Genomic DNA, 12,081 nt, shown 5'->3' with positions numbered 1-12,081 from the left:
AACAATCCGCCGCGTAATGTCACATTGATATTTAAGTGGCATTACCGGCCTCCAAAATTCGTGATCAAGTTCCGCTTGGGATATCCGATATACGGGTTGCAAGGTTGCCAATTACAAATCCCTACGGGCTTTTCCCGGGGGTGCACACGTCGTCTTCGGGAAGTAACCATTCATGCGCGCGAACATCCTTTTCACCGCCATCCCCTTTGCTCTGGCGGCCGGCTACGCTCAAGCACAAACCCTGCCAGAAGCCATGCAACAGGCGATTGAGGTCCATCCAGAGATCCAGGCGGGTGTCAACGCGCGCATTGCGGCCGACTACCAATTGCGAGCGGCAAAAGGTGGCTACTTGCCGAAGGTTGACGTACTGGCAGGTTATGGCCGCGAGGGTTCCGACACCCCCACCACCCGTGCCGAAACCGGCCGTGATGGCAACACCACCCTCAATCGGGGTGAATCAAGCGTCCGACTCACTCAAATGATATTCGACGGTTTTGCGACGCAGAACGAAGTCGGGCGTCAACAAGCCACCGTCAATTCCCGCGCCTATTCCTTGCTCGGCACCAGCGAGCGGACAGCGCTGAACGTGGCCCAGGTCTATCTGGACGTGCTGGTTCGTCGTGAATACGTGCGCCTGGCTCAGTTGAACCTCGACAACCACCAGCGCATCTACGATCAGATCCAGCTGCGCACCTCCCGTGGCGTCGGCCGTACCGCCGACCTCGACCAGGCCGATGCGCGTCTGGCCCAGGCCCGCAACAACCTGATCACCGAACAGACCAACCTGACCGATGCCGAAACCAACTACCTGAGCGCCGTAGGCACACCGGCCGACCAACTGAGTGCTCCAGCACCATTCGCGCAGATGCCGGCATCCCTGGACGAGGCTCGCCATCAACTGGTCGAAAACAGCCCGGTCCTGCGCTCTGCCGAAGCCGACATCTCCGCTACCGAGAAGCAGTACTCCTCGGCCCAGTCGGCCTTCTATCCGCGATTCACCGCTGAACTCGAGAAGAACGCCGACAACAACGTCAGCGGCGAGAACGGCCACTACAACGGCTGGCAGGCCATGGTTCGCATGAGCTTCAACCTGTACTCCGGTGGCGCCAACAAGGCGGACCTGGAGTCCAAGTCGTACCTGTCCAACCAGGCGCTGGATATTCGCAACAACGCCCTGCGTCAGTTGAACGAAGAACTGGGCCTGGCCTGGAACGCCTACAACAACGCCAACCAGCAGTTGCCGATCGCCAAGTCCTACGCCGAGCGCAGCAACCGTGTGCGCACCGCTTACCAGCAGCAGTTCAGCCTGGGTGAACGTACCCTGCTGGACTTGCTGGACAGCGAAAACGAAACCTTCACCGCCGAGCGTCGCGTAGCCGAAGTCCAGAACCTCAAGGACTTCAGCCAGTACCGCATCAAGGCCGTGATGGGCCAACTGCTGCAAAGTGAGGGCGTTGTGGCGCCGATGGCATCAGTTGTGCAAAACGAAACGAAACCGACAGTAAAACTGCCGGGCATGAACTGATTCTTGACGGAATCAGCTAGCTAACCGTTCAAGTGAGAGTGCAGCGTGGAATCAGAAGCCAGTCGAGTTCAACTCAGTCATGATCCACGCAGCCAGCACGACGATCCGTTACTCGATGGTCTGCTGACGCTCTGCTACCTGCATCAGAAGCCTGCGAGCCGGGCGATGCTGACCACTGGTCTGCCGCTGCCCGATCAGCGCTTGAGCCCCGACCTGCTGAACCGCGCCGCCTCGCGCGCGGGGCTGCAGGGCCGGTTGCTGGTGCGCAAGCTCGAGCAGATCCCTTCAATTGCCCTGCCTGCCCTGCTGCTGTTGCGCGACGGTCGTTGCGCCACCTTGCTCGGCTGGGAAGGCGACACTGCGCGCCTCTTGTTGTCGGAAAGTGACGGCGGCGAAGTACACGTCGACCGCGCGTTACTGATCGAGGACTACAGCGGTCGGGTATTTTTCGCGCAGCCGCAACACAAATTCGACGTTACCCACGGCTCGCTCATCCCCCGCGCCAAATCCTGGTTCAAGGACACCCTCAAGCGCTCGCGCTGGCTCTATATAGACGCGATCGCCGCCAGCCTGATCATCAACATCATCGCCATGGCCGCTCCGCTGTTCGTGATGAACGTGTACGACCGCGTGGTGCCCAACCAGGCCACCTCGACGCTGTTCGTGCTGGCGATCGGCATCAGTGGCGCCTACCTGTTCGACCTGCTGCTCAAGGGCATGCGCAGTCTTTGCCTGGATCTGGCCGGCAAGAAAACCGACCTGATCATCTCCGCCACGCTGTTCGAGCGCATCGTCGGCATGTCGATGAAGTTCCGCCCTGCGCGGGTCGGCAGCTATGCGCAGAACATTCATGAATTCCAGGGCATGCGCGACTTTTTGACGTCGCTGACCCTGACCAGCCTGATCGACTTGCCCTTCACCCTGCTGATTCTGCTGGTGATCGGCATTCTGGGCGGCAATCTGGTGTGGATTCCGGTGGTGGCCTTCCCGCTCGCCTTGGGCATCGGCCATTTCCTGCAAAAGCCGCTCACCGAAACCCTGCAGCGCACCATGGCGCTGGGGGCCGAGCGTCAATCAAGCGTCATCGAAACCTTGTCGGGGCTCGACGGCATCAAGGTCAATAACGCCGAAAGCGAGCGCCAGTATCACTGGGAGCAGACGATCGGCACCATGAGTCGCCTGGAATTGCGCGTCAAGGTTCTGTCGGGCCTGGCCATGAACCTGACCTTCCTGATCCAGCAACTCGCTGGTGTGGTGCTGATCTGCTTCGGCGTGTTCCAGATCATCGCCGGCAACCTCAGCATGGGCGGCCTGATTGCCTGCTACATGCTCAATACCCGCGCCCTGACGCCGCTAAGCCAGTTGTCGGGCCTGCTGACCCGTTACCAGCAAGCCAAGGTGACGATGGTCTCGATCAACCAGATGATGGACCTGCCCCAGGAGCGCAACTTCGACGAGCGCCCCATGAGCCGTCAGGTGCTGCAGGGCGGCATCGAATTCCGCAACCTCGACTTCACCTACCCGAATCAACAGAACCAGGCGCTGCGCGGCCTCAATCTGTCGATCCGTCCGGGCGAACGCATCGGCATCATTGGCCGCAGCGGCTCGGGCAAGAGCTCGCTGGCCAAGCTGATCGTCGGCCTGTACGAAGCCGACAGCGGCGAATTGCTGGTGGATGGCGTCGATGTGCGCCAGATAGACATCAGCGAGCTGCGCCACAACATCGGTTACGTGCCGCAGGATATTCAACTGCTGGCCGGCACCCTGCGCGACAACCTGGTGACCGGGGCGCGCTACGTCGAGGACGAGCAGGTGCTGCAGGCGGCGGAGTTGTCGGGCGTGCATGAATTCGCCCGGCTGCATCCGCAAGGCTACGAGCTGCAAGTCGGCGAACGTGGCCAGAACCTCTCCGGCGGCCAGCGGCAGAACGTCGCCCTGGCGCGGGCATTGCTGCTTAACCCGCCGATTCTGCTGCTGGACGAACCCACCAGCGCCATGGACAACACCGGCGAGGAGCGCCTTAAGGCGCGTTTGCAGGCCGTGGTCGAACACAAGACCGTCGTCCTCGTTACCCACCGTGCTTCGCTGCTGTCGCTGGTCGACCGCCTGTTGGTGATCGACCGCGGGCAAATCGTTGCCGACGGCCCGAAAGCCGCCGTCATGGAAGCACTGAAGAAGGGGCAGATCAATGTTGCTTAAGTCCGATGGTTTTGGCGCCTATTTCAAGGGCAAGCCTTCGCTCGAAGGCCAGCCGATGCCCGAGGTCAACAAGGCACTCATCGATGACGCCCCGCGCATCGTGCGCCTGACCATCTGGGCGGTGATCGCCTTCTTTACCTTCCTGGTGCTGTGGGCGCACTTCGCCGTGGTCGATGAAGTGACCAAGGGTGAAGGCAAGGCCATCCCCTCCTCCAAGATCCAGAAGATCCAGAACCTGGAGGGCGGTATCGTTGCGCAGATCTATGTGCACGAAGGCGAGATCGTCGACGCCGGCGCGCCACTCATTCGCCTCGACGACACGCGCTTCAAGTCCAACGTCGGCGAGACCGATGCCGACCGCGTGGCCGCCGAGCTGCGGGTCGAGCGCCTGAGCGCCGAGGTCGATGGCCGGCCGCTGAACTTCACGAACGACGTGCGCCAGCGTGCGCCCAAGCAGACGGCCGACGAAGAGTCGCTGTACCAGAGCCGCCGCCAGCAACTGGGCGACGAAATCGGCGGGCTGCAACAGCAGTTGGTGCAGCGCCAGCAAGAACTGCGTGAATACCAGTCCAAGCAGGAGCAATACCGTAACAGCCTTGGCCTGCTGCGCCAGGAGATCGGCATGTCCGAGCCGCTGGTCGCCCAGGGCGCGGTGTCGCCGGTAGAGATGCTGCGGCTCAAGCGCTCGGAAGTCGAAACCCGCGGGCAGATGGACTCCACCGGGCTGGCGATTCCGCGCGCCCAGGCGGCCATCAACGAGGTGCAGCGCAAGATCGACGAGACCCGCGGCAAGTTCCGTAGCGACGCCCTCACTCAGCTCAACGAAGCGCGCACCAACCTCAACAAGGCTCAGGCCACGTCCAAGGGCCTGGAAGATCGGGTCAGCCGGACCATGGTTACCTCACCCGTGCGCGGCATCATCAAGCAACTGCTGGTGAACACCGTCGGCGGCGTGATCCAGCCGGGCAGCGACCTGGTGGAAGTGGTGCCGCTGGACGACACCTTGCTGGTGGAGGCGCGCATTCGTCCGCAGGACATCGCCTTCCTGCACCCGGGCCAGGAAGCGGTGGTCAAGTTCAGCGCCTATGACTACACCATCTACGGTGGTCTGAAGGCCAAGCTGGAGCAGATCGGCGCCGACACCATCCAGGACGAAGACAAGAAGAACACCTACTACGTGATCACCTTGCGTACCGAGAAGAGCCACCTGGGCACAGACGACAAGCCGCTGCTGATCATCCCCGGGATGGTGGCGTCGGTGGATATCATCACCGGCAAGAAGAGCGTGCTGAGCTATCTGCTCAAGCCGATCATCAGGGCTCGGGCCGAGGCGCTGCACGAGCGCTAGAACACCGCTGTATCAACCCTGTAGTGAGGGGGCTTGCCCCCGAAAGAGGTATCAGCCCCGGCAATGAGGTCTGATTCGCCATTTTTCGGGGGCAAGCCCCCTCTCTACATTGGGCGGACGGTGGTTTTTGGTTTTATGCTTAGCGCCAATCGGTATTTATTTTCCATTTTTTAGATCGTTATAGTTCTCCTCACGTAGCGTACCTTGCCCCGGGTCGCGCAAGTTTTTGGAGAATGATCATGTCTTCGGCTTCTGTGGTTGCGCCAGCCTTCCAAGGCGCGCAGCAAGCGTTTGAAATCCGCCCCCTGGCCGGCAACGTCGGCGCCGAGGTCATTGGCCTGGACTTGAGTCTGCCGGTCAGCGATCAGGACTTCGCGCGCATTCATCGCGCCCACCTCGACTATCACGTGGTGGTATTCCGCGGGCTGCAAATCACGCCGCAGCAACAGATCGACTTCAGCCGCCGCTTCGGCGTGTTGCAGATCCACGTGCTCAAGCAGTTCCTGCTGGCCAACCACCCGGAAATCCTCATCGTCTCGAACATCATCGAGAACGGCCAATCCATCGGCCTGGGCGATGCCGGCAAATTCTGGCACTCCGACCTCTCTTATAAAGAACTGCCGAGCCTGGGCTCGATGCTGTATGCCCAGGAGCTGCCTGCCGAAGGCGGCGACACGCTGTTCGCCGATATGCACAAGGCCTACGACGGCCTGCCGGACGCACTGCGCAAGGCCATCGAGGGACGTAAAGCGTCACATTCCTACACGGCGCGTTACAGCGAGACCAAATTCGAAGGCAACTGGCGCCCCACCTTGACCCCAGAGCAACTGGCTCAGGTGAAGATCGTCGACCACCCGATCGTGCGCACCCACCCGGAAACCGGCCGCAATGCGCTGTTCGTCAGCGAGGGCTTCACCACCAATATCGTCGGCCTGCCGGAAGACGAGAGCCAGCAGATCCTCAGCGAACTGTATGCCCACAGCGTGAAGCCGGAAAACATCCACCGCCATCAGTGGCAGGACGGTGACATGGTGTTCTGGGACAACCGTTCGCTGATCCACCTGGCGGCGGGCTGCCCGAGCCATATGCGGCGCAAGCTGTTTCGCACCACCATCCAGGGCGACGCGCCGTTCTGATTCGCGACCCTCGAGCATTCCTCATTCTTTTTTACCCCGGCCTGCATGCCGGGGTTGTCCCGTTCAGGAGCTAACCATGTTCAAACGTATCAATCGCCTGGCAGCGACCATCGGCCTGGGTGTCAGCCTGGTAGCCGGCAGCCTGGTGGCGCCCGCGGCCGCGCAGGCCGAGGGTGAAATCCGCATCGCCGAGCAGTTCGGCATCGTCTACCTGCTGCTCAACGTCGTGCGTGACCAGCACCTGATCGAGAAGTACGGCAAGCAGGAAGGCATCGACATCAAGGTCGACTGGATGCAGCTGTCCGGGGGCTCGGCGGTCAACGATGCGCTGCTGTCCGGTTCGATCGATATCGCCGGTGCCGGCGTCGGCCCGCTGCTGACCATCTGGGACCGCACCCACGGCCGCCAGAACGTCAAGGCCGTGGCCTCGCTGGGCAACTTCCCTTACTACCTGCTGAGCAACAACCCTGACGTCAAGACCATCGCCGACTTCACCGAGAAGGACCGCATTGCCGTGCCGGCCGTAGGCGTCTCGGTACAGTCGCGCTTCCTGCAATACGCTGCCGCCAAGCAATGGGGCGACAAGGAATACGATCGCCTGGACAAGTACACCATCGCCCTGCCACACCCGGACGCCAGTGCCGCGCTGATCGCCGGCGGCACCGAGCTGTCGGGCCACTTCTCCAATCCGCCGTTCCAGGACCAGGAACTGGCCAACCCCAACGTGCATGTGGTGCTCAACACCAACGATCTGCTGGGGCCGAACTCGCCGACCGTACTGTTCGCCACCGAGAAATTCCGCGAGAAGAATCCCAAGACCTACAAAGCCTTCGTCGAGGCGCTCTCCGAAGCCGCCGACTTCGCCCAGAAAGACAAGTCCGCAGCCGCGGATACTTACATCCGCGTGACCGGCGCCAAGATCGACCGCGCCGCGCTGCTGAAGATCATCGACAACCCGCAGTTCGAGTTCAGCATCACGCCTAAAGGCACTTACCCGCTGGCCGAGTTCATGTACCGCATCGGCGCGATCAAGAACAAGCCTGAATCCTGGAAAGACTACTTCTTCCAGGACGACAAACCGCTGCAGGGGAGCTGATCCGTCATGAACGCACCTGTGCAAGGCCACGAGGCCAGCATCGCGCCAGGCACCAGCACGCAAGCGCTGTTGCAAGTCGACAACGTCAGCCTGCAATACCGCACTGCTCACAGTGTGGTGCAGGCCACTCACCAGGTCAGCTTCGAGGTCGACCGCAGCGATCGTTTCGTGCTGCTCGGCCCCTCGGGCTGCGGCAAGTCGACCTTGCTCAAGGCAGTGGGTGGCTTTCTCACCCCGACCGAAGGCCAGATCAGCCTCGACGGCCAGCGCGTCGACGGGCCCGGCCCGGACCGCATCGTGGTGTTTCAGGAATTCGACCAGCTGCCGCCGTGGAAGACGGTCAAGCAGAACGTCATGTTCCCCCTCCTCGCTTCGCGCACCCTCAAGCGCAAGGAAGCCGAAGAACGCGCTCTGCATTATCTCGACAAGGTCGGCCTGGGCGGCTTTGCCGATGCCTATCCGCACACGCTGTCGGGCGGCATGAAGGCCCGGGTCGCCATTGCCCGGGCTTTGGCCATGCAACCCAAGATCCTGCTGATGGACGAGCCCTTCGCCGCACTGGACGCCCTGACCCGGCGCAAGATGCAGGAGGAGCTGCTGCTGTTGTGGGAAGAGGTGCGTTTCACCCTGCTGTTCGTGACGCACTCGATCGAAGAGGCGCTGGTGGTGGGCAATCGCATTCTGCTGCTGTCGCCCCATCCCGGCCGCGTGCGCGCCGAGGTCCACAGCCACCAGTACAACATGCACAGCCTGGGCGGAGATGGCTTTCAGGCCACCGCTCGACGCATTCACCGGCTGCTGTTCGATGAGGATCAGGCCCCCGCGCCGGAAACCATCGAGAACTTCGCCGACATCCGTATCGCTTACTGACAGGGGAGACCTGACCATGACCCATCCCCTGAGACAGGAATACGAGATCGTTCTGGAGCCACTGAGCGGCGTTGCCCTGGAACGCGAGATCAGCTTCTGGCAGCGCTTGTGGCAACAGGCCTGGCTGCGCAAGAGCCTGATCCTGGTGCTGCTGGCCATCGCCTGGGAGATCGCCGCACGCTACACCGACAACGACCTGCTGCTGCCGAGCTTCCTGCAGACAGCCAAAGCCCTGGCCGAGGGTATGTGGAGCGGCGAGCTGCCGGCCAAGGTGGCCGTGTCGCTGGTGGTGCTGATCAAGGGCTATCTGGTTGGCATCGTGCTGGCGTTCGGTTTGACTACGCTGGCGGTGTCGACCCAGTTCGGGCGCGACCTGCTGGGCACGCTGACGTCGATGTTCAACCCGCTGCCCGCCATTGCCTTGCTGCCATTGGCGCTGCTGTGGTTCGGTCTGGGCGATAACAGCCTGATTTTCGTGCTGGTGCACTCGGTGCTGTGGACCATGGCGCTGAACACCTATACGGGCTTTCTCGGGGTATCCGATACGCTGCGCATGGCCGGTCGCAACTATGGCCTGAAGGGTGTGCGTTTCGTCGCGTTGATCCTGGTGCCGGCGGCGCTGCCGTCGATTCTGTCGGGGCTGAAGATCGGCTGGGCATTCGCCTGGCGCACGCTGGTGGCGGCCGAGTTGGTGTTCGGTGCCACGGGCGGCAAGGGCGGGCTGGGGTGGTATATCTTCCAGAACCGTAACGAGCTGTACACCGACAAGGTGTTCGCCGGGCTGGCGGTGGTGATACTGATCGGGTTGCTGGTGGAGAACCTGGTGTTCGCTACCTTGGAACGCATCACTGTGAAGCGTTGGGGTATGCAGCGCTGATCAGCGCGTTGACCTTGCTGGCCTCTTCGCCAGCAAGCTGTGCTCCCACAGGATTGATTCACGCTGTGGGAATGTAACTTGCTAGCGAAGCAGGCGACGCGGTCTCTCACTGCCAGGGTGCAGGCTCGCCGATCAGGCGGCCCTGTACACCCTGGATACCCATCTCGCGGATCACCTGCATCTCCCCTTCCGTCTCCACGCGCTCGGCAATCAGCGGCAGGTCGATGCTGTGCGCCGCGCGCTGGATGGCTTCGATGAACAGGCGCTTGTGGCTTTCCTCGTCGATGGCGCGGATGTAGCTGCCATCGATCTTCAGGTACGCCAGGCCCAGGTTGGCGAGGTTGCCGATCATGCTGAAGCGCCCCCCGAAGCGCTGCAAGCTCAGGCTGTAGCCTAGGCTGCGCAGGCGTTTGGTGATCTGCTCGAGCGCTGCTTGCTCGGGCACCTGTTCTTCGCCCACTTCCAGCGTCAGACGCTTGCCCAGGGCGGGATAGTGGGCCAGCAGATCATAGACGCGGTTGAGCGCATGCGGGTCGGCCAGGGTAGCGCCAGACAGGTTCAGCGCGACTGCGTGATCGTGCTCTTGGAGGTGCTTGAACACCAGCTCGATCATCATGCGGTCCAGGCGCGCCGACCAGCCGAAGCGTTCGATCCAGGGCAGGAAGCGGCCAGCGGCAACCGTGCCGCCCTTGCCGTCACGCAGACGCGACATCACCTTGTGGTGCATGACCTGCTGCGGGTCAAGGCTGTCGACCACCGGCTGGAAGTACAGGTCGAAACGGCCGTGCTCCAGGGCGTGATCCAGGAGGCTGTGCCAGGCGTGATGGTCTTCGATGACCGCCGGCAGGCTGTCCTGGGCCAGGCATACCCAGTTGCTGTCGCCCTGCGCCTCGGCCTGAGACAGGGCCTGATCCGCCAGTGTCAGCAGTTCCTGGATCGAATCGCCAGGGTTGTAGGGTGCCAGCCCCAGGGAGGCCACGCGCGCCATGTCGGTAGCGCCGGTCTCGTGCAGGCTGGTGAGCGAAGCATCCACCAGTTGCGCGAACTGCCGGGCCTCGGCGCGGACCATGCCTGGAGCCAGTACGGCGAACTCGCCACCGCGGCTGCGGGCGACCAAATTCTGGGTTTCCGGGTATTTGGCGCAGGCGCGGGACAGATGCTCGCCGACGGCCTTGATCAACTCGTCGGTGCGCTGGCCGCCGAGGCGCTGGTTGAGCCCGGCCAGGTCGGTGACGCGCAGCAACAGCAGGTACCCCGCACGGGCCTCTTCGATATTGCTGACGTGGGCGGTGAGCTGCATGTCGAAATAGCGGCGGTTGGCCAGGCCGGTGAGGCCGTCCTGATAGGACTCGATGCGCAGCTTCTCGCTGCGTTCGCTTTCCTCGCGAAACAGCGCCTTGAGCTTCTCGACCATCTGATTCATGGCCTGTACCACGCGGGCCAGTTCCGGCGTGCGCGGCAATTCCTGCAGGCTGAGGAATTCACGCCGGGCGATGGCGTGGGATTGCTCGACCATGTAGTCCAGCGGCTTGAGCTGGCGACGCAGCAGCAAGGCCCCCAGCACCGCACTGACGGCGCCGCACAGCAACAGCCAGCCGAGGCTGCCCAGGGCGCTGTCCCACAGCTTGGCGAGGGCGAACATCGGATGGCTGACCACCTCGACGCGCGCGGCCTGCTGCCAGCCGCGGCTGACGATAGCGTCGCCGCCGGCCGGATCGAGGCCGATGAGTTTGACGAACCAGTGGGGGACCCCGCCTTCGCCGGGTTCGGCATGCCGCTCGGCCATGGTCTTGTTGTTGCTCAGGTCGATTACCTTGATGTCAGCGTAGTAACCGCTGTCGAAGATCGAGCTGACCATCAGCTCGACCATGGCCGGGTCATCGATATTGGGCGTCAGCGACAGGGCCAGAGCCGTGGCGGCGTCCTGGGCGTGAGAGCGCAACTGGTTGACGTACTGAGCGCGCGAGCTCTCCAGGCTGACCATGAAGCTGCCACTGAAGGCGACAATCAGGAACAGGCAAATGGCGATGAGCAATTGTTTGAACAGAGACATCAGTGCTCCTGATTAATTTTCGGGTTCAACGGGGAAGCCCTCTGCGGTCATCTTCTTCAGCACATCCTGCCAGCGGGACAGGCGCTTGGCATCACCGACCTTTTTATCACCCGCGGCACCGGTCAGCCATAAACCTTCGGCATTGAAGGAGTAGACCGGCAACAGGTCCGGGCGCTGGTTGGCGAACTTGATATCGTCCATCAGGCTGTCGAGTACCAGCGGCATGGCGGTGGGGCTGGAATAGTAGGTCAGTACCATGTGCGCACGGTTCTGCTGCAAGGCCTTGACGTAGGTGATGCGCAATTTGTCGCTGGGGATCCCCAGGTGGCGGAGGCTGAAGTACTTGGCGATGGCGTAGTCCTCGCAGTCGCCGGCGCCTTTCCACAAGGCCTCGATGGGGGTCGCCCAATAATCGTCCACATGCCAGACGTCGATGTCTTCAGCGTAGCGAATCTGGTGGTTGAAGAAGAGGTTCACTACCTGCAAACGCTGTACTTCGCTCAACTGCTTCTGCGTAGCCAGGAGCTTCTGCCAGGCATCGATGCGCTCCTTGCCCTGTCCTAGCGGCCCATATAGAGCTTCGGCACGGCGACTGATCAGGGAGAAGTCCCAATCGGCCTGCAACCCACCGAGCAGCAGTGTGCCGAGCAGCACGGCGAGCCCAAGGCGGCGCAGCATCCAGCGCAGGTTAATACGGCTCGCCAATGCAATCAGTCCGAGAAAGCAGGGATCAGGAACGGCATGGTGCAGGGTCGTCGGGTAAAAGACAATGGCACCCTGCAATCACTCTAGTGTCGTTCTACTTACCACTATCGGCTGTAGTGGGCGCGAGCTTTAGGCCTGACGGTCGCCAGAAAGACAAAACCCCCGCCTGCGTTGGCAGACGGGGGTTTCGGAATGAATCTTGACGATGACCTACTCTCACATGGGGAAGCCCCACACTACCATCGGCGATGCATCGTTTCACTGCTGAGTTC

The 12,081-nt window shown here is 62.1% G+C and carries 9 protein-coding genes and 1 rRNA gene; 7 read left to right on the top strand and 3 right to left on the bottom strand.

The features are described 5' to 3' along the window. Positions 1-172 precede the first annotated feature (172 nt). From AC3WJP_RS26495 to AC3WJP_RS26465, 7 genes are all read left to right on the top strand, one after another. The gene (locus tag AC3WJP_RS26495; protein ID WP_493724422.1) at positions 173-1,525 is read left to right on the top strand and encodes a TolC family outer membrane protein; all 1,353 of its coding nucleotides are present in this window, start codon (positions 173-175) and stop codon (positions 1,523-1,525) included. Positions 1,526-1,570: 45 nt separating this feature from the next. Next, entirely contained in the window at positions 1,571-3,724 is a 2,154-nt protein-coding gene (locus AC3WJP_RS26490; RefSeq protein ID WP_493724421.1) for a type I secretion system permease/ATPase, read from the top strand. Beyond that, the gene (locus tag AC3WJP_RS26485) at positions 3,714-5,072 is read left to right on the top strand and encodes an HlyD family type I secretion periplasmic adaptor subunit (RefSeq protein WP_493724420.1); all 1,359 of its coding nucleotides are present in this window, start codon (positions 3,714-3,716) and stop codon (positions 5,070-5,072) included. The genes AC3WJP_RS26490 and AC3WJP_RS26485 overlap by 11 nt, the downstream gene beginning before the upstream one ends. A gap of 239 nt (positions 5,073-5,311) precedes the next feature. After that, complete coding sequence (locus tag AC3WJP_RS26480) at positions 5,312-6,208, top strand: TauD/TfdA dioxygenase family protein (RefSeq protein ID WP_493724419.1); 897 nt, start codon at positions 5,312-5,314, stop codon at positions 6,206-6,208. A gap of 76 nt (positions 6,209-6,284) precedes the next feature. Beyond that, complete coding sequence (locus tag AC3WJP_RS26475; RefSeq protein WP_493724418.1) at positions 6,285-7,304, top strand: ABC transporter substrate-binding protein; 1,020 nt, start codon at positions 6,285-6,287, stop codon at positions 7,302-7,304. Positions 7,305-7,310: 6 nt separating this feature from the next. Beyond that, positions 7,311-8,174: an ABC transporter ATP-binding protein gene (locus AC3WJP_RS26470; protein ID WP_493724417.1), complete on the top strand. Its 864-nt coding sequence runs from the start codon at positions 7,311-7,313 to the stop codon at positions 8,172-8,174. A 16-nt stretch (positions 8,175-8,190) separates the two neighbouring features. Continuing rightward, positions 8,191-9,051 carry an ABC transporter permease gene (locus tag AC3WJP_RS26465; RefSeq protein ID WP_493724416.1) on the top strand — a complete coding sequence of 287 codons (861 nt, stop codon included), beginning with the start codon at positions 8,191-8,193 and terminating at the stop codon, positions 9,049-9,051. A 106-nt stretch (positions 9,052-9,157) separates the two neighbouring features. On the opposite strand, the gene lapD is transcribed toward AC3WJP_RS26465, so the two are convergent. The 3 genes from lapD to rrf form a co-directional block, all read right to left on the bottom strand. Then, a complete protein-coding gene (gene lapD / locus AC3WJP_RS26460; RefSeq protein ID WP_493724415.1) occupies positions 9,158-11,104 on the bottom strand; it encodes a cyclic di-GMP receptor LapD in 1,947 nt (648 codons plus the stop codon). A gap of 12 nt (positions 11,105-11,116) precedes the next feature. Next, the gene (gene lapG, locus AC3WJP_RS26455) at positions 11,117-11,782 is read right to left on the bottom strand and encodes a cysteine protease LapG (RefSeq protein WP_493724424.1); all 666 of its coding nucleotides are present in this window, start codon (positions 11,780-11,782) and stop codon (positions 11,117-11,119) included. Positions 11,783-12,006: 224 nt separating this feature from the next. Then, a 5S ribosomal RNA gene (gene rrf / locus AC3WJP_RS26450) occupies positions 12,007-12,081 on the bottom strand; the annotation flags it as partial.

The sequence above is a fragment of the Pseudomonas sp. GW821-FHT01A09 genome, assembly GCF_058986725.1.
This window is presented reverse-complemented; position numbering and strand designations above follow the sequence as displayed.